A 17,728-nucleotide genomic window follows, 5' to 3' on the forward strand; every position below is an offset into this window, starting at 1 on the left:
AGCATTAATTTCGAAGGGCAGGGCGGCAGTGCGGATGGCGTAACGGATGTTGGTGTCCCGGCCGGATTCGCCGGGGCCGCATCATCAAAAGGGGAGTCGAAAAATGTCTCAATACGCGAAACTCAAGGCGCAGATCGCCGATCTGCAGGCCCAGGCGGACGATGTGCGCCGCCAGGAAGTGGCGGCGGTGATTGCGGAAGTCCAGCAAAAGATTGCCGAATATGGGCTGACTGCCCAGGATCTGGGCTTCGCGGAGCGAGCGAAGCGCGGGCGCCCGCCGAAGAAGGCGCCGCTGCCCCCGAAATACCGCGACCCGAAGTCGGGCGCGACCTGGAGCGGGCGCGGCAAGCCGCCGAATTGGATCGTCGGTAAAAACCGCGATCGTTTCCTCATCGAATGACCGAAAGCCCAAACAAAAGAGCCGCATCGAGATGCGGCTCTTTTGTTATCCGCGCCAATTCCGGCGCGGATTGGATTACGGAATATTTCCTTGCGGAATTCCGTGTCAGGCGCCGGCGACCTGGCGCAATGCCGGTTGGCGGGCTCCCGCGCAAAGCGATTCGTAAGTTTCGACGTACCGCTGCGCCATGGCCTTCGAGCTGAAGCGCGTATCGAAACGCTCGCGGATGGCGGTACGCGACAGGCTGTCGATCCGGTGCAGCGCGCCGACCGCGCCTTGCACGTCCTCGACGATGAAGCCGGTCACGCCGTCCTCGATCACTTCGGGCACCGAGCCGCGGTTGAACGCGACGACCGGCGTGCCGCAGGCCATCGCCTCGATCATCACGAGGCCGAACGGCTCCGGCCAGTCGATCGGGAACAGCAGCGCCTTCGCGCCGGACAGGAACGCGGGCTTCTGCGCCTCGTTGATCTCGCCGATGAATTCGACGTGCGCCTGGTCGAGCAGCGGCTCGATCACTTCCTTGAAGTAGTCGGCATCGGCCTTGTCGACCTTCGCGGCGATCTTCAGCGGCAGCCCGCTTTGCGCGGCGATGCGGATCGCGGTGTCGACGCGCTTTTCCGGGCAGATCCGGCCGAGGAACGCGAGGTATTCGGGCTTCACGCCCGGTTGCGGCGTGAGCAGCGTGTCGGGCAGCCCGTGATACACGGTGCCGGCCCACGCGGCCTGCGGCAGCGGTTTGCGCTGGTTGTTCGAGATCGACACGACCGGCGCGTCCGGAAATGCGTCGAACACCGGCTGCAGTTCCGGCAGGTCGAGGCGGCCGTGCAGCGTCGTCACGTACGGCGTGTCGAGGCGCGACATCAGCGGGAACGGCAGGTAGTCGAGGTGGAAGTGCAGCACGTCGAATTCGTGCGCGACCCGGGCGACCTGTTCGAGGAGCCGCATATGGGGCGCCATCGAATCGCGGATCGACGGGTCGAGCCGCAGCGCGCGCGGCCAGGCCGCCTCGAGTCGGGCCGACGTGACCGAGTCACCGCTGGCGAACAGGGTCACGTCGTGGCCGAGATCGACGAGCGCCTCGGTGAGGTAGGACACGACACGCTCGGTGCCGCCGTAGAGTTTCGGCGGAACGGCTTCGTAAAGCGGCGCGATCTGGGCAATTCGCATGGATGTTCTCCTGTGTTGATCCGGGGGCGCGGTGGCGCCGATGCGGATCCCGTGCAAGGTTGCGAAACTCGCCGGCGTACGCGGTTGGCGGTACGGGGCCGTGCCCTGGGCGGGGTGCGCGGGGCGCCGGACGGCAAGCTGCGGGGCGGGCCGGCACGGCTCGCGCCGCCGCCCATTGGAGTCCATTATCGATATCGCCCCGGGGGGTTCGAGTGTTTTTTCAAACACTTAAGGCTTGTTACACGATGAAATACGCGAAAACCCCGAGAAAAGGGGCGCGAATTCATGAATCGAGATGGTCACAACTATTGTTGCGCTATCGTGAAAAACCACTATAATTTTTACCGATCCGATTGTCGGCCGCCTCGCCGGCAAGCCTTTCGCCACTGCGCGGAGGCCATCGGGCACATCTCAGCCGAATTCGCGCTGTCACCCGCATTCCCCATTGCCGCTTTCAATTCGCCTTGTCGGAAAAATTCCTACACGGTTTACAGACAAATCCTGCATGGCATACGCCACTTCGCTGATACCGGCATAAATGCCGTTTGGCCAAAATTCGCCCTGTAAGACTATAAACGAGCCGACTGAGCGCCCAGAGCGCTCTGATCGAGCAAACGTTTTCATAACACGAATGGCCAAAGCAAAGCTCTTAACGGGGGAATCATGAGCGCTACCAGCGAAATGCTCAGTGAGATCAAAGAGGTCAACCTGTCGTACCTCCTCCTCGCGCAGCGCCTGCTGCGGGAAGACAAAGCGATGGGCATGTTCCGCATGGGAATCTCCCAGGAACTCGCCGACCTGCTCGCCAACCTCACGCTCGCACAGACCGTGAAGCTGGCTGCGTCGAACCAGATGCTGTGCCGCTTCCGCTTCGATGATCATGCGCTGCTCTCGTCGCTCGCCGACAAGGGCCGCAGCGATGTCGTCGCGCACGCCCACTCGGCCATCCTGATGGCCGGGCAGCAGGTCGAAGGCGTCCGCTGATCCATCCCGCCTTGCGTTTGTCCCGGCGTGCCGCGCCGGTGGGCAGCGTATTGGCCATCCATCCGAAAAACGTCAAGCGGACGGTTATCACCATGGCAAGCAAAAGCGTCGTGATCGAGGTGAAGGAAATCACCCTCGCCATCGAACTGATCGAACTGGGCGCCCGGCTGCAGCTGCTGGAAGCGGAGACGAGCCTGTCGCGGGACCGTCTGATCAAGCTGTACAAGGAACTGAAGGGCGTGTCGCCGCCGAAGGGGATGCTGCCGTTCTCGACCGACTGGTTCATGACGTGGCAGCCGAACATCCACTCGTCGCTGTTCTACAACATCTACCGGTTCATGCAGGACCACGGCCGTTGCGAGCCGATCCAGTCGATCGTGAAGGCGTACCGGCTCTATCAGGAGCACGTGAACCTGTCCGGCGACGAGGCCGCGCTGAGCCTCACGCGCGCATGGACGCTCGTGCGCTTCTTCGATTCGGGGATGCTGCAGATGACCCCGTGCACGCGCTGCGGCGGCCACTTCGTCGCGCATGCGCATGATCCGCATCAAGGTTTCGTCTGCGGCCTTTGCCAGCCGCCGTCGCGCGCGGGCAAGACCCGCAAGGCCGCCGCCGCGCGCGCCGAACTGGCTGCCGCCGCGGCCTGAGCACCGTCTGGCGGGGCCGGGCGGGGCGTTCAGGCCGCGCCGGGCGGCGCGAATCGTCTGCGAATTGCTGGTAAACACCGTCGGGCCGCCGCCTGGCCGCCCGCGAAAGTTTTCCTGCCGACTGCCGTAAACCTGTTTAACGGCGGTCTCCCCGCCGGTCATTCGTGAGGGACAGGCAGTGCTGATTATCGTGGGAACACTCGTGACGCTGTTGTCCGTCTTCGGCGGTTATGCGCTGGCAGGCGGGCATCTGGGCGCCTTGATCCAGCCCGTCGAGATCCTGATGATCGTGGGCGCGGGTGTCGGCGCGTTCATCCTCGGCAACGGCGGCAAGACCATCAAGGCCACGCTGCGCGTGCTGCCGACGCTCTTCAAGGGCTCGAAATACACGAAGGATGTCTACATGGAGCTGATGGCGCTTCTTTACGTGCTGCTCGCGAAGGCACGCAAGGAAGGCACGCTCACGCTCGAGGCCGACATCGACGATCCGGAAAAGAGCCCGATCTTCACGCAATACCCGAAGATCCTCGCCGATCACCACATCGTCGAATTCCTGACCGACTACCTGCGCCTGATGGTGGGCGGCAACATGAACGCGTTCGAGATCGAGAGCCTGATGGACGAGGAGATCGAGACGCACCACGCGGAAGGCGAAGGCCCCGCGCATGCGCTGATGCGCGTCGGCGACGCGATGCCGGCGTTCGGTATCGTCGCGGCCGTGATGGGCGTCGTGCACACGATGGCGTCCGCCGACAAGCCGCCCGCGGTGCTCGGCGCGATGATCGCGCAGGCGCTGGTCGGCACGTTCCTCGGGATCCTGCTGTCGTACGGGCTGATCGGGCCGCTCGCGAGCCTCGCGGAGCAGCGCGTCGCCGAGTCGACCAAGATGTTCCAGTGCATCAAGGTGACGATCCTCGCGACGCTGAACGGCTATGCGCCGGCGATCGCGGTCGAATTCGGCCGCAAGGTGCTGTTCTCGACCGAGCGCCCGTCGTTCTCGGAGCTTGAAGAGCACGTGCGCCGCGTGAAGGCGAAGTGACGCGGAGCGCCCAATGAGCAAGAGCAAGGATCGCGCAATCGTCGTCAAGCGGGTGGCCCCCGCGAAGAAGGGCCACCACGGCGGCGCCTGGAAGCTCGCGTACGCGGACTTCATGACCGCGATGATGGCGTTCTTCCTGCTGATGTGGCTGCTGAGCTCGGTCACGCCGGTGCAGCTGAAGGGGATCGCCGAATACTTCAACACGCCGCTGAAGGCCGCGCTGTTCGGCAGCGGCGACCGCAGCTCGCAGGATTCCAGCATCATCAACGGCGGCGGCCGCGACCTGTCGAGCGTCGACGCCGGCACGCTGCGCCGCACCGACGGCACGACGCAGCTCGCCGAACGCCTCGCGAAGATGGGCGACGAGCATTCCCGCTCGCAGGCGCAGAACGCGCAGGCCGCGCAGGACCGGCTCGAGCAGGCGCGCCTGCACGACCTGCAGATCAAGCTGATGGCCGCGATCGAGGCCAACCCGACGCTGCGCCAGTTCAAGCAGCAGATCCGCATCGATTCGACGCTGATGGGGCTGCGCATCGAGATCGTCGATTCGCAGAAGCGGCCGATGTTCGCGATGTCGAGCGACCACGTCGAGCCGTACATGCGCGACATCCTGCGCGAGATCGGCAAGACGCTGAACGACGTGCCGAACCGCATCATCGTCCAGGGCCACACCGACGCCGTGCCGTACGCGGGCGGCGAGGGCGGCTACAGCAACTGGGAGCTGTCGGCCGACCGCGCGAACGCGTCGCGCCGCGAGCTGATCGCCGGCGGCATGGGCGAGGCGAAAGTGCTGCGCGTGCTCGGCCTCGCGTCGACCCAGAACCTGAACAAGGCCGACCCGCTCGATCCGGAAAACCGCCGGATCAGCGTGATCGTGCTGAACCGCAAATCCGAAGAGGCGCTGATGCGCGACGATGCGACGACCACGACGCTGTCGGCCGATGCGGCCGGCTCGCAGCAGCTCGCGCAGCAGCTGGCCCCGGCGCCGGCCGTGCGCCCGGCGCTCGCGGCGTCCGCCGTCGCCGTGCCGAAACCCTGATATCGACAAGATTCCGAGACAGACATGATCCGAACCATTCTCGCCATCGACGACTCCGCGACCATGCGTGCGCTGCTGCAGGCCACGCTGATGCAGGCCGGGTACGACGTGACGGTGGCGCCGGACGGCGAGGCCGGCTTCGACCTGGCGGCCACCGTGCCGTACGACCTGGTGCTGACCGACCAGAACATGCCGCGCAAGAGCGGGCTCGAAGTGATCGCCGCGCTGCGCAAGCTCACTGCCTATACGGAAACGCCGATCCTCGTGCTGACGACCGAAGGCAGCGACGCGTTCAAGGACGCCGCGCGCGACGCGGGCGCGACCGGATGGATCGAAAAGCCGATCGACCCCGCCGTGCTGGTCGACCTGGTCGCGACGCTGTCCGAGCCGGCCGCTTCCTGACATTCACGCGACGCTTTCAACCCGGGACCGGGCATGACTCTCGACATCACTCAGTTCTACCAGACATTTTTCGACGAAGCGGACGAGCTGCTCGCGCAGATGGAGCAGTTGCTGCTGAACCTCGACGTCGGTTCGCCCGACCCCGAGGATCTGGCCGCGATATTCCGCGCCGCGCATTCGATCAAGGGCGGTGCGGCGACGTTCGGCTTTTCCGCGCTGACCGACACGACGCACATCCTCGAATCGCTGCTCGACCGCGCACGCAACCATGAGCTGACGCTGACCAAGGAAATGGTCGACGCGTTCCTGGAGACCAAGGACGTGCTGTCCGACCAGCTCGTCGACTACCGCGCGAGCGCCGAACCGGACGCGGCCGCCGCCGCGACGATCTGCGCGAAGCTCGAACGGCTGAAGGCCGAGAGCGGCGCGGGTGCGCCGGCAGCTGCCGAGGCCGAGCCCGCGGCGCCGGTCGCCGCTGCCGTCGCACCGGCTGCGCCGGCCGCCAGCGACGATCGCGTGCCCGACCACGTGATCGAGCAGGCCGTCGCGGCTGCCCATCCGACGGCCGACGCCGGTGCGGACGAAGGCGGCCCGCACCTGAAGATCACGCTCGTGGGCGTCGATGCGAAGGATCGCGAACTGCTCACCGAAGAACTCGGCAACCTCGGCCGGATCGTCGGCCGCGAGGAAGTGGGCGCCGACCTGACGCTGTGGGTCGAATCGGACGTGCCGTCCGACGACATCGTCGCCGTGTGCTGCTTCGTGATCGACGAAAGCCAGATCCGCGTCGGGCACGGCACGGCGCCGGCCGCACCCGCTGCCGCGCAGGACGCCGCGGCGCCGGCAGCAGAACCGGCCGCCGCCGCGCAACCGGTGCGCGCCGAGGTATTCGCGCCGCAGGCCGCGGCACCGCAACCGGCTGCACCGGCACCGGCCGCACCCGCGCCCGCCGCGCCGGCCGCCGCCGCGCAAGCGCAGCAGCCGGCCCAGCCGGCGCACGCCGACCACGCGCCGCAGGCCGCCGCGCATCACGACGACAAGCGCGCCCGCCCGGCCGCCGCGGCGGCATCGGGCGCCGAAGGCAGCTCGATCCGCGTCGGCGTCGAGAAGGTCGACCAGCTGATCAACCTGGTCGGCGAGCTCGTGATCACGCAGGCGATGCTGGCGGAAACCGCGAGCGCGTTCGATCCGGCGCTGCACGACCGCCTGTTCAACGGGATGGCGCAGCTCGAGCGCAACGCGCGCGACCTGCAGGAAGCGGTGATGTCGATCCGCATGATGCCGATGGACTACGTGTTCAGCCGCTTCCCGCGCCTCGTGCGCGACCTCGCCGGCAAGCTCGGCAAGCAGGTCGAGCTGGTCACGTTCGGCCAGGCGACCGAGCTCGACAAGAGCCTGATCGAACGCATCATCGATCCGCTGACCCACCTCGTGCGCAACAGCCTCGACCACGGGATCGAGACGGTCGACAAGCGCGTGGCCGCCGGCAAGGACGCGGTCGGCCAGCTGGTGCTGTCGGCCGCGCATCACGGCGGCAACATCGTGATCGAGGTGAGCGACGACGGCGCGGGCCTGAACCGCGAGCGCATCCTCGCGAAGGCCGCGAAACAGGGCATGCAGGTGTCCGACAACATCAGCGACGACGAAGTCTGGCAGCTGATCTTCGCGCCGGGCTTCTCGACCGCCGAGACGGTGACCGACGTGTCGGGCCGCGGCGTCGGGATGGACGTCGTGAAGCGCAACATCCAGTCGATGGGCGGCCACGTGGAAATCACGTCGGTGGCCGGCCGCGGCACGACCACGCGGATCGTGCTGCCGCTCACGCTCGCGATTCTCGACGGGATGTCGGTGAAGGTCGGCAACGAGATCTTCATCCTGCCGCTGAACTTCGTGATGGAGTCGCTGCAGCCGTCGAACGACGACATCTACACGGTCGGCAACGGCGAGCGCGTGGTGCGCGTGCGCGGCGAATACCTGCCGCTGGTCGCGCTGCACGAGGTGTTCTCGGTCGACGATGCGCGCACCGACCCGACGCAGGGGATCGTCACGATCATGGAAACCGAGGGGCGCCGCTTCGCGATGCTGATCGACGAGCTGGTCGGCCAGCAGCAGGTGGTCGTGAAGAACCTCGAAACCAATTACCGCAAGGTGCACGGCATCTCGGCAGCGACCATCCTCGGCGACGGCAGCGTCGCGCTGATCGTCGACGTCGCGGCGCTGAACCGCGAAACCCGTGCGACGCACGGCGCCCGAGCCGGCGCCGAGCTCGCGATGTTCTGATGTCACTCGCCATTCAACCGATTGGGGGCAAACGTGTCTGCTGAAGTCCAAATGATCAATCCGGCCGCGGCGAACGCGGCAACGAGCCGCCGCGATGCAGAACAAGGCGACGCGACGGGCCAGGAGTTTCTCGTCTTCACGCTCGGCGACGAGGAATACGGGATCGACATCCTGAAGGTGCAGGAAATCCGCGGCTACGACAGCGTCACGCGCATCGCGAACGCGCCGGAGTTCATCAAGGGCGTGATCAACCTGCGCGGGATCATCGTGCCGATCGTCGACATGCGGATCAAGTTCCATCTCGGCCGCGTCGAGTACGACCACCAGACCGTCGTGATCATCCTGAACGTGTCGAACCGCGTGGTCGGGATGGTGGTCGACGGCGTGTCGGACGTGCTGACGCTGCAGACGGACCAGATCATGCCGGCGCCGGAATTCGGCGCGACGCTGACGACCGAGTACCTGACGGGCCTCGGCACGGTCGACGGCCGGATGCTGATCCTGATGGACATCGAGAAGCTGATGTCGAGCCGTGAAATGGCGCTGATCGAGACGCTCGGCGGTTAAGCGCGCCGCGCGCGCAGGAATTTCGGGAGAATCTGCAATGTTGCATAACTGGTCGATCCGCACGACGCTTACGGCGATCGGACTCATCCTCGTGGCGCTGGCCGCCGCCGTCGGCGGGCTCGGCCTCTACGCGCTCAATCACGCGAGCCGCTCGCTCGACGAGATCGCGCACGTCGACCTGCCGGCGATCCACGCGCTCGACGACACGGCCGCGCAGTTGCTGCGCTCGCGCGTGGCGCTCGATCGCTTCCGTACGCTGACCGAAGCCGGCAACGGGGCCGACGCCACGAAGGTGCTCGATCGCGCGCAGGAGCTGTTCGCGAAGTCGAACCAGAACTGGCAGGCGTTCCAGTCGCTGCCGAAGCTCGGCGTCGAGCAGGCGCTCCTCGACGAGCTTTCCACACGCTACTCGACGATCGTGAAGGAAGGCGTCGAGCCCGAATTCGCGGCGGCGCGCGCGGGCGACATGGCGGCGTACCACGCGGTAGCCGACACGAAGATCAGCCCGATGTTCATCGCGTTCGACCAGACGGCGGCGGCCGTGATCGCCGCACTGCAGAAGCGCGCGGAAGATCGCCAGGCCGCGACGCAGTCGCAGATCTCGCTGATGATCGGCCTGATCGCGGCCGGCATCGCGATCGCGTTCGTCGTCGTGATCGCGATCCGCTTTGCATTGCGCGGCCTGATCGTGCAGCCGCTCGAGGACGCGATCGCGCACTTCGAGCGCATCGCCGGCGGCGACCTCACGCAGCCGGTGAACGTGTTCAGCACCAACGAGATCGGCCGCCTGTTCGGCGGCATCAAGCGGATGCAGGACGCGGTCACGACGATGGTGCAGGCCGTGCATCGTGGCACCGAGTCGATCGACGTCGGCGCGCGCGAGATCTCGACCGGCAACACCGACCTGTCGCAGCGCACCGAGGAGCAGGCCGCGTCGCTGCAGGAAACCGCGTCGAGCATGGAGCAGCTGACGGGCACCGTGCGGCAGAACGCGGAGAACGCGCGGCAGGCCAGCCAGCTCGCGGTGAACGCATCGGACATCGCGACGCAGGGCGGCGAAGTGGTCGGCCAGGTCGTGTCGACGATGCAGGACATCGCGGCGAGCTCGGGCAAGGTCGTCGACATCATCGGCACGATCGAAGGCATTGCGTTCCAGACCAACATCCTCGCGCTGAACGCGGCGGTCGAAGCCGCGCGTGCCGGCGAACAGGGCCGCGGCTTCGCGGTGGTCGCGGGCGAGGTGCGCTCGCTCGCGCAGCGCAGCGCGAGCGCCGCGAAGGAAATCAAGCAGCTGATCGGCGATTCGGCCGAGAAGGTCGAAAGCGGGTCGGCGCTCGTGTCGCGCGCCGGCTCGACGATGGACGAGATCGTGCAGGCCGTGCGCCGCGTGACCGACATCATGGGCGAGATCAGCGCCGCGTCGGACGAGCAGTCGACCGGCATCGAGCAGGTCAACCGCGCGGTCGGCCAGATGGATTCGGTCACGCAGCAGAACGCGGCGCTCGTCGAGCAGGCGGCGGCCGCGGCCGCGTCGCTCGAGGAGCAGACGCGCCAGATGAAGGCGATCGTGTCGGGCTGGCGCGTGGCGGGCGGCATCGTGCTCGCGCCGTCGCGCGGTGTCGCGCGACCGGTCGCGCATGAACCGGCGGCCGGGCCCGCGCTGACGTCCGAGCCGCGTTTCGACGCGGCGCCGGTCGCCGCGCTGCCGGCTCCGCAAGCCAACGCCCAACCGGCACGGCGCGCCGCGCCGGCGCCGCGTGCTGCCGGTGCCGCTGCAGCTGCGTCGGGCGCAGGCCATGAACCGAAGCGTGCGGCCGATACGGGCGCACACGCGCAGAAGGATGCACCGGCTTCGCGCGGCACGGCTGCGGGCGGCTACGGGCCGCGTCTCGCGAAAACCGCCGCGCCGGCCGACAAGCCGGCCGCGAAGCCCGCGCTCGTGCGCCCGGCGCTGAACGGCGAAAAGCCGGCGCCGGCCACGGCCGGCACGTCCGATGACGATTGGGAGACCTTCTAAACCATGCCGCACGCGCGCGCGCCGTTTCGACCCGATGTACCGGATGCCTCGCCTCGCGCGGGCGAGCCGGGGCGCGACTTCGCGTTCACCAGCGCGGATTTCGCACGCATTCGCGCGCTGATCCATCAACGCGCGGGGATCTCGCTGTCCGAGCACAAGCGCGACATGGCGTACAGCCGTCTCGCGCGCCGCTTGCGGGCACGCGGCCTCGACACGTTTCGCGACTACCTCGACCTGCTCGAGCAGGAAGACGATCCGCTCGAGTGGGAAGCGTTCACCAATTCGCTGACGACGAACCTGACCGCGTTCTTCCGCGAGTCGCACCATTTCCCGATCCTGTCGGAGTTCGTGAAGGGGCGGCCGGCACCGGTATCGGTCTGGTGCTCGGCGGCGTCGACCGGCGAGGAGCCTTACTCGATCGCGATCACGCTGATCGAGGCGCTCGGCGAATCGGCCGCGCGCGGCGCGTCGATTCTCGCGACCGACCTCGACACGCAGGTGCTCGCGAAGGCGGAGGCCGGCATCTACACGTACGACCAGGTCAAGCACCTGGCGCCGGAGCGGCTGAAGCGCTTCTTCCTGAAGGGCACGGGCGCGCAGGCCGGCCGCGTGAAGGTGCGTCCCGAGCTGCGCGCGATGATCCGCTTCGAGCAGTTGAACCTGACCGATGCGGATTACGGCATCGCGAAGCCGTTCGACGCGATCTTCTGCCGCAACGTGATGATCTATTTCGACAAGCCGACGCAGGGGCAGGTGCTGTCGCGCTTCGAGCCGCTCGTGAAGCCGGGCGGGCTGCTGTTCGCCGGTCATTCCGAAAACTTCACGTACGTCACGCAGGCGTTCCGGCTGCGCGGGCAGACGGTGTACGAACTGACCCGCGACGCCGCACAGGGCGCGCGGCCGCGGGGCGCGCAGGCGCCTGCGATGCTGTCCGCCGCGCATGCGCGTGCCGCATCAGCTCCTGGAGTGCGCGGATGAGCGCCCTGCCGATCGCCACCAATCGCTACTTCGACAACCACTTCGGCCGTCCCGGCGTGAAGTTGCTGCCGAACGAGTTCTACACGACGTCCGAGGACATGGTGCTGATGACCGTGCTCGGCTCGTGCGTCGCCGCGTGCCTGCACGACCCGTACGCGGGCATCGGCGGGATGAACCACTTCATGCTGCCCGACGACGGCGCCGATCCGGGCGCGGCCGCGTCGGAATCGATGCGCTACGGCGCGTATGCGATGGAAGTGCTGATCAACGAGATGATCAAGGCCGGCGGGCGCCGCGAACGCTTCGAGGCGAAGGTGTTCGGGGGCGCCGCCGTGCTGGCCGGGATGACCACGATCAACATCGGCGACCGCAACGCGGATTTCGTGCGCCGCTACCTGGCGCTCGAGCGCATCCGCATTACAGCGGAAGACCTGCAGGGCGTGCACCCGCGCAAGGTCGCGTTCATGGCGGCCACGGGGCGCGCGGCGGTGAAGAAGCTGCGGCTGCAGGTGCCGGGCGTCACCGAACGCGAAGCCGCGCTCGCCCGCGAGGCCGATCGCGCCCGCACCGCACGGCCGCGTCCGCAGGTCGAGCTGTTCGCGGCGAAGCGTCCGGCGCCGCCGCAGCCGGCGCGGCCGCGCATCGAGCTGTTCGGCGCGCGCAGCGCGGCGCCGGCCGGCGGCGTGCGGGCGGCGAACCTATCAAGAAAGCAGGAGGCATGACCGCAGTGCAGAAGATCAAAGTTTTGTGCGTCGACGATTCGGCGCTGATCCGCAGCCTGATGACCGAGATCATCAATAGCCAGCCCGACATGACGGTGTGCGCGACCGCGCCCGATCCGCTCGTCGCGCGCGAGCTCATCAAGCAGCACAACCCCGACGTGCTCACGCTCGACGTCGAAATGCCGCGCATGGACGGGCTCGACTTCCTCGAGAAGCTGATGCGCCTGCGGCCGATGCCGGTCGTGATGGTGTCGTCGCTGACCGAGCGCGGCTCGGAAATCACGCTGCGCGCGCTCGAACTCGGCGCGGTCGATTTCGTCACGAAGCCGCGCGTCGGGATTCGCGACGGGATGCTCGACTACGCGGAAAAGCTCGCCGACAAGATCCGCGCGGCGTCGCGGGCGCGCGTGCGCCAGGCGCCGCAGCCGCAGGCCGCCGCGCGCACGGCGGACAGCCACTCGGCCGCGCCGATGATCAACAACCCGCTCGTCAGTACCGAGAAGCTGATCATCATCGGCGCGTCGACGGGCGGCACCGAGGCGATCCGCGAAGTGCTGACGCCGCTGCCGCCGGATGCGCCGGCCGTGCTGATCGCGCAACACATGCCGCCGGGCTTCACGAAGTCGTTCGCGCAACGGCTGAACGGCCTGTGCCGGATCGCGGTGAAGGAAGCCGAGCACGGCGAGCGCGTGCTGCCGGGCCACGCGTATATTGCGCCGGGCCACGCGCACCTGTTGCTTGCGAGAAGCGGGGCGAACTATATTGCGCAACTGTCGGACGAGCCGCCGGTGAACCGGCACCGCCCGTCGGTCGACGTGCTGTTCCGCTCGGCGGCGACGCACGCGGGCAAGAACGCGCTCGGGGTGATCCTGACCGGGATGGGCCGCGACGGCGCGGCCGGCCTGCTGGAAATGAAACGCGCGGGCGCTCACACGTTCGCGCAGGATGAAGCAAGCTGCATCGTGTTCGGGATGCCGCGCGAGGCGATCGCGCTCGGCGGCGCGGACGAGATCGTGCCGCTCGCCGAGATGAGCCGTCGCGTGATGGCGCGCCTGGCGACGATGGGCGACCGCGTGCAGCGCGTTTGAATGGAATGTCACGGGGCGCGTGCCACGATACGCGTCCCGACGGAAACGAATCTGGAAAGGAACGACGATGGACAAGAGCATGAAAATCCTGGTGGTGGACGATTTCCCGACGATGCGCCGGATCGTCCGCAACCTGCTCAAGGAACTGGGCTACTCGAACGTCGACGAGGCCGAGGACGGCGCGGCCGGCCTCGCGCGGCTGCGCGGCGGCGGTTTCGACTTCGTGATCTCCGACTGGAACATGCCGAACCTCGACGGTCTCGCGATGCTCAAGGAAATCCGCGCGGACGCGACGCTCACGCACCTGCCGGTGCTGATGGTCACGGCCGAGTCGAAGAAGGAGAACATCATCGCGGCCGCGCAGGCCGGCGCGAGCGGCTACGTCGTGAAACCGTTCACGGCCGCGACGCTCGACGAGAAGCTGAACAAGATTATCGACAAGATGGCGAAGACCGGGAGCTGACGTGAACGAGCCGATCCATGCCGCGCTGACCGGCGCCGGGTTCAGCGCCGACGGCCACGCCGAAGGCGCCGATTTCGCGAGCGACCGCATCCTCGCGCGCATCGGCCATGTCACGCGCACGCTGCGCGATTCGATGCGCGAGCTCGGGCTCGACAAGCATGTCGAGCGGGCGGCCGAAGCCGTGCCCGATGCGCGCGACCGGCTGCGCTACGTCGCCACGATGACCGAGCAGGCCGCCGTGCGCGTGCTGAATGCGATCGAGGTCGCGAAGCCGATGCAGGAGCGCATCCAGAACGAGGCCGAGGCGCTCGACGCGCGCTGGGCGCAGTGGTATGCGGCGCCGATCGAGCACGCGGAAGTGCGCGAGCTGATGGACGATACGCGCACGTTCCTGCGTACGCTGCCCGAATCGGCTTCGGCCACCAGCGCGCAACTGCTCGAGATCATGCTCGCGCAGGATTTCCAGGACCTGACCGGGCAGGTGATCAAGAAGATCATGGACATGGTCTACCTGATCGAGCAGCAGCTTCTCACGGTGCTCGTCGAGAACATCGCGCCCGAGCGGCGCGAGCAGTTCGCGGCCACCGCGGCCGCGCTCGCGGCCGAGCAGATCAGCTCGACCGGCAGCCCCGAGTCGCTGCTGAACGGCCCGCAGATCGCGCCGGAAGGCAAGACCGACGTGGTCCAGGACCAGGGGCAGGTGGACGACCTGCTCGCCAGCCTGGGCTTCTGACCCTGCCGCAGGCATCGGTGCGCCGCCTGTCGCGGCGGCGCCGATGCCCGCGCCACATCGTCCCCCGCACTGCTTCACCGCGCACGCGATTCCCGCGTGGCGCCGGGTCATCCGTCGTCAAATTGACACTTCGACACACTCAGCAGGCATACTACGCGTCAGCAGCAACGTAGCGTCATTCGTACGATTTCATATGTTGGCAGGTGGCGCGGGCGCGATGGCCGCACCGCCGGCAACAAAGCCAGTCCCTTGGGGGGGAACGTGAAGCTGAAACGCTTGGGCTGGGCCGTCGCGCACGCGACGGCTGCAATGGGTGTGCTGTGGAGTGTCCACGCATATGCTGAACTGGGCGGCGCGCCGATGTCGCCGCCGGCGGACGATCAGGCCGCAACCGTACGCGCCTTGCAGCGCGCGATGCGTTCGGCAGACGGCATGCAGACGAGCACGGCCGCTTATACCGTCCGCGAGATCACGCTCGGATCGGGCACCGTCATCCACGAATACACGTCGGCCGCCGGCAGCGTGTTCGGCCTCGCGTGGCAAGGGCCGACGATGCCGGATCTCGCGTCGCTGCTCGGCAGCTATTTCCCGCAGTACACCGCAGGCGTCCAGGCGGCGCACAAGGCGCGCGGCTGGCGCGCGCCCGTATCCGTCGACACGAGCGGCCTCGTGATCCGGACAGGCGGCCACATGGGCGCCTTCTCGGGCCAGGCGTGGCTGCCGGCGGCGCTGCCTGCCGGCCTGACCGGCACCGACATCCAGTGACAGCGGGAGAGCGATCTTGAGAATTCCTCGTACATTCAAGCGCTGGCTCGGCGTGCTGGGCCTCGCGGCGGCGACGGCCGTCCTCGTGACGGCATGCGGCGGCGGTGACGGCGGCGGCGGCAGCTCGGGCAACAACGGCAACAACGGTAACGGCGGCTCGGACGGCAATTCCGGGAACACGGCCGTCATCACCGTCAACGCCGGTGTCGCGAACGTGATCAACATCCCGACCGTCAGCCTCAAGGTCTGCGTGCCGGGCACGTCGAACTGCCAGATCGTCAACAACGTGCTCGTCGATACCGCGTCCTACGGGCTGCGGCTCGTCGGCAGCGCGGTGTCGGGCGTGCTCGGCAGCCTCCCGCAGGTGACGAGCGGCGGCGCGCCGGTCGCCGAATGCGGCAAGTTCGTGTCGAGCTACACGTGGGGCTCGGTGCGCACTGTCGACCTGTCGATCGGCAGCGAGCAGGCCGCTTCGCTGCCCGTGCAGATCATCGGCGACCTCGGCACGACGAACGTGCCGAGCTCGTGCACGAACGGAGGCACGTCGGCCAACTCGGCGAGCGCGCTCGGCGCGAACGGGATCCTCGGCATCGGGCCGGCGCCGGTCGACTGCGGCACGACCTGCGCGACGTCGACGTCGACGAACAACAACTATTACGCATGCCCGAACGGCAACAACGCGAACTGCACGGTCGCGCTCGTGCCGGTGGCGCAGCAGGTGGCGAACCCGGTGCATCGCTTCGCCGACAGCAGCGGGGTGAGCGTGACGATGCCGAGCATCTCGAACAACGGACAGGCGAGTGCGACCGGGACGCTGACGTTCGGCCTCCCCGACCTGACCGGGAAGACGGTGATGACGTCGACCACGACGGGCGACGTCAGCGCGACGTTCCAGGGGCGCAACGTGACCGCTTTCTTCGATACGGGTTCGAACGCGTACTTCTTCAACGATACGTCGGGCACGTTGCCGACCTGCCCGAAGAACACGCAGTTCTACTGCCCGTCGTCGACGACCAGCAATTCGGCGACGCTGACCGGCCAGAACGGCGTGAGCGGCACGGTGACGATGCCCGTCGCGAACGCGGATTCGCTGTTCTCGAACTCGTCGACGTTCGCGTTCAACGACATCGCGGGCCCGTTCGGTTCGTCCAATTGGCTCGATATCGGCATGCCGCACTTCTACGGCAAGACGATCTACTTCGGGATGGACAAGACCGCGAGCGGCGGCGCGGCGCCTTTCGTCGCGTTCTGACGCGGCGCGGCGGGATGCGGGAACAAGGGGGCGAGCGATCGCCCCCTTTTTTTATGCGCCGGCCGTGCACGGCACGACGGGGCCGACCGGCGGCCCGCCGCGCGCGGGCATAGCGCCTACGATGTAATACCGGCACCCATGCCGGCACGACATCGAGGAGGCAGCGCCATGAAGCCGCGCATACAACGCATCACGCCGTTCCTGTGGTTCGACCGCGACGCCGAGGCGGCCGCCGGTTTCTACGTATCGGTGTTCGACAACGCGCGCATCGTGCACGTCGCGCGCTACGGCAAGGCCGGCGCGCACGCGTCCGGCAGCGCGGAGGGCGCGGTGATGACCGTCGCGTTCGAGCTCGACGGGCAGGCGTTCGTCGCGCTGAACGGCGGCCCCGTGTTCCAGATCACGCCGGCCGTGTCGTTCGTCGTCAATTGCCGGGACCAGGACGAAATCGACCGCTACTGGGCGCGCCTGTCGGAAGGCGGCGACGAGCGTGCGCAGCAGTGCGGCTGGCTGCGCGACCGTTTCGGTGTGTCGTGGCAGGTCGTGCCGGTGCAGATGAGCGAGCTGATGACGGGCGATCCGGCGCGCGCGGAGCGCGTGATGGCGCAGGTGATGACGATGAAGAAGCTCGATCTCGACGCGCTGCAGCGGGCGGCGGCGGGATAGGGGGAGCCCGTTGCAGGCGTGAACCGGCGAACCGGCGCCAGGGGCCGCGCAAGCCCGTGAGCGGCCGGAACGGGCGCTAGCCCGGTGGCCGGCCGTCGCGCATCAGGCGCGTGTGGTCGAGGAAACGGTGGCCGGGCCCGTACGCGGTGCTTTCGATCCGGACGGCGTCGGCTGGCGCGACCGGGCGCCCGGCGGCATCGACCGACATCGATTCGATCTCGACGACCGGCACGCACGAGGCCGCGCGAGCGTGTTCCGCCGGCTCGCCGCGCGTGTCGACGCAGCGGAAGGCGAAGCTCGCGGGGAAATCCTGCGCGTACAGGGTTTGCGTCGATCCGTTCCACGCATGGTGCAGTGCGATCGTGCCGGGGTGCGGCGCGTCAGGCGCCTGTGCGCCGGGCGGCAGGGACGGCGTGCCCGCGCAGCCGGCGGTCAGCGCGCAGGCAAGCGACAGCAACGGCGCGAGCGGATGACGAAGCATGGTGCGGTTCGACCGGAATCGGCAAGTCATGGCGA

At 67.7% G+C, this 17,728-nt stretch carries 19 protein-coding genes; 17 read left to right on the forward strand and 2 right to left on the reverse strand.

Annotated elements, in window-relative coordinates:
• The first annotated feature begins 103 nt into the window (after nt 1-103).
• Nucleotides 104-400: an H-NS histone family protein gene (locus LXE91_RS05840; protein WP_021162849.1), complete on the forward strand. Its 297-nt coding sequence runs from the start codon at nt 104-106 to the stop codon at nt 398-400.
• Nucleotides 401-505: 105 nt separating this feature from the next.
• Here LXE91_RS05840 and LXE91_RS05845 read toward each other — a convergent pair whose 3' ends face one another.
• Nucleotides 506-1,570, reverse strand: coding sequence for a glycosyltransferase family 4 protein (locus LXE91_RS05845; RefSeq protein WP_039346836.1), 1,065 nt, complete (start codon nt 1,568-1,570; stop codon nt 506-508).
• A gap of 663 nt (nt 1,571-2,233) precedes the next feature.
• Between LXE91_RS05845 and flhD the strand changes: the two genes are divergently transcribed.
• From flhD to LXE91_RS05925, 16 genes are all read left to right on the forward strand, one after another.
• Entirely contained in the window at nt 2,234-2,554 is a 321-nt protein-coding gene (gene flhD, locus LXE91_RS05850; protein ID WP_039346834.1) for a flagellar transcriptional regulator FlhD, read from the forward strand.
• 92 nt (nt 2,555-2,646) lie between these two features.
• Entirely contained in the window at nt 2,647-3,201 is a 555-nt protein-coding gene (gene flhC, locus LXE91_RS05855; protein ID WP_011350591.1) for a flagellar transcriptional regulator FlhC, read from the forward strand.
• 178 nt (nt 3,202-3,379) lie between these two features.
• Nucleotides 3,380-4,240, forward strand: a complete 861-nt coding sequence (gene motA, locus LXE91_RS05860; protein ID WP_011350592.1) for a flagellar motor stator protein MotA — start codon at nt 3,380-3,382, stop codon at nt 4,238-4,240.
• Between the two features lie 13 nt (nt 4,241-4,253).
• Nucleotides 4,254-5,279: a flagellar motor protein MotB gene (motB, locus tag LXE91_RS05865; protein WP_039346832.1), complete on the forward strand. Its 1,026-nt coding sequence runs from the start codon at nt 4,254-4,256 to the stop codon at nt 5,277-5,279.
• Nucleotides 5,280-5,303: 24 nt separating this feature from the next.
• Complete coding sequence (locus tag LXE91_RS05870) at nt 5,304-5,681, forward strand: response regulator (RefSeq protein WP_011350594.1); 378 nt, start codon at nt 5,304-5,306, stop codon at nt 5,679-5,681.
• A gap of 33 nt (nt 5,682-5,714) precedes the next feature.
• Nucleotides 5,715-7,961: a chemotaxis protein CheA gene (cheA, locus tag LXE91_RS05875; protein ID WP_039346829.1), complete on the forward strand. Its 2,247-nt coding sequence runs from the start codon at nt 5,715-5,717 to the stop codon at nt 7,959-7,961.
• Between the two features lie 51 nt (nt 7,962-8,012).
• Nucleotides 8,013-8,528: a chemotaxis protein CheW gene (gene cheW / locus LXE91_RS05880; protein WP_006486165.1), complete on the forward strand. Its 516-nt coding sequence runs from the start codon at nt 8,013-8,015 to the stop codon at nt 8,526-8,528.
• Nucleotides 8,529-8,565: 37 nt separating this feature from the next.
• Entirely contained in the window at nt 8,566-10,545 is a 1,980-nt protein-coding gene (locus tag LXE91_RS05885; RefSeq protein WP_039346826.1) for a methyl-accepting chemotaxis protein, read from the forward strand.
• 3 nt (nt 10,546-10,548) lie between these two features.
• On the forward strand, nt 10,549-11,523 hold the full coding sequence (locus LXE91_RS05890) for a CheR family methyltransferase (protein WP_039346824.1): 975 nt from the start codon (nt 10,549-10,551) through the stop codon (nt 11,521-11,523).
• Nucleotides 11,520-12,245, forward strand: a complete 726-nt coding sequence (gene cheD / locus LXE91_RS05895; protein ID WP_039346822.1) for a chemoreceptor glutamine deamidase CheD — start codon at nt 11,520-11,522, stop codon at nt 12,243-12,245. The genes LXE91_RS05890 and cheD overlap by 4 nt, the downstream gene beginning before the upstream one ends.
• Nucleotides 12,242-13,333, forward strand: coding sequence for a protein-glutamate methylesterase/protein-glutamine glutaminase (locus tag LXE91_RS05900; protein ID WP_039346820.1), 1,092 nt, complete (start codon nt 12,242-12,244; stop codon nt 13,331-13,333). The genes cheD and LXE91_RS05900 overlap by 4 nt, the downstream gene beginning before the upstream one ends.
• A gap of 67 nt (nt 13,334-13,400) precedes the next feature.
• The gene (gene cheY, locus LXE91_RS05905) at nt 13,401-13,796 is read left to right on the forward strand and encodes a chemotaxis response regulator CheY (protein ID WP_039346818.1); all 396 of its coding nucleotides are present in this window, start codon (nt 13,401-13,403) and stop codon (nt 13,794-13,796) included.
• Between the two features lies 1 nt (nt 13,797).
• Nucleotides 13,798-14,529, forward strand: a complete 732-nt coding sequence (gene cheZ, locus LXE91_RS05910) for a protein phosphatase CheZ (RefSeq protein WP_039346817.1) — start codon at nt 13,798-13,800, stop codon at nt 14,527-14,529.
• Nucleotides 14,530-14,790: 261 nt separating this feature from the next.
• A complete protein-coding gene (locus LXE91_RS05915; protein ID WP_039346816.1) occupies nt 14,791-15,294 on the forward strand; it encodes a DUF2844 domain-containing protein in 504 nt (167 codons plus the stop codon).
• Between the two features lie 16 nt (nt 15,295-15,310).
• Nucleotides 15,311-16,546, forward strand: coding sequence for a DUF3443 family protein (locus LXE91_RS05920; RefSeq protein ID WP_039346814.1), 1,236 nt, complete (start codon nt 15,311-15,313; stop codon nt 16,544-16,546).
• 168 nt (nt 16,547-16,714) lie between these two features.
• Nucleotides 16,715-17,212, forward strand: coding sequence for a VOC family protein (locus LXE91_RS05925; protein ID WP_039346812.1), 498 nt, complete (start codon nt 16,715-16,717; stop codon nt 17,210-17,212).
• Between the two features lie 76 nt (nt 17,213-17,288).
• Here LXE91_RS05925 and LXE91_RS05930 read toward each other — a convergent pair whose 3' ends face one another.
• Nucleotides 17,289-17,693: a hypothetical protein gene (locus LXE91_RS05930; RefSeq protein ID WP_039346810.1), complete on the reverse strand. Its 405-nt coding sequence runs from the start codon at nt 17,691-17,693 to the stop codon at nt 17,289-17,291.
• Nucleotides 17,694-17,728: the final 35 nt, after the last annotated feature.

The organism is Burkholderia contaminans, assembly GCF_029633825.1.
Taxonomy (GTDB): domain Bacteria; phylum Pseudomonadota; class Gammaproteobacteria; order Burkholderiales; family Burkholderiaceae; genus Burkholderia; species Burkholderia contaminans.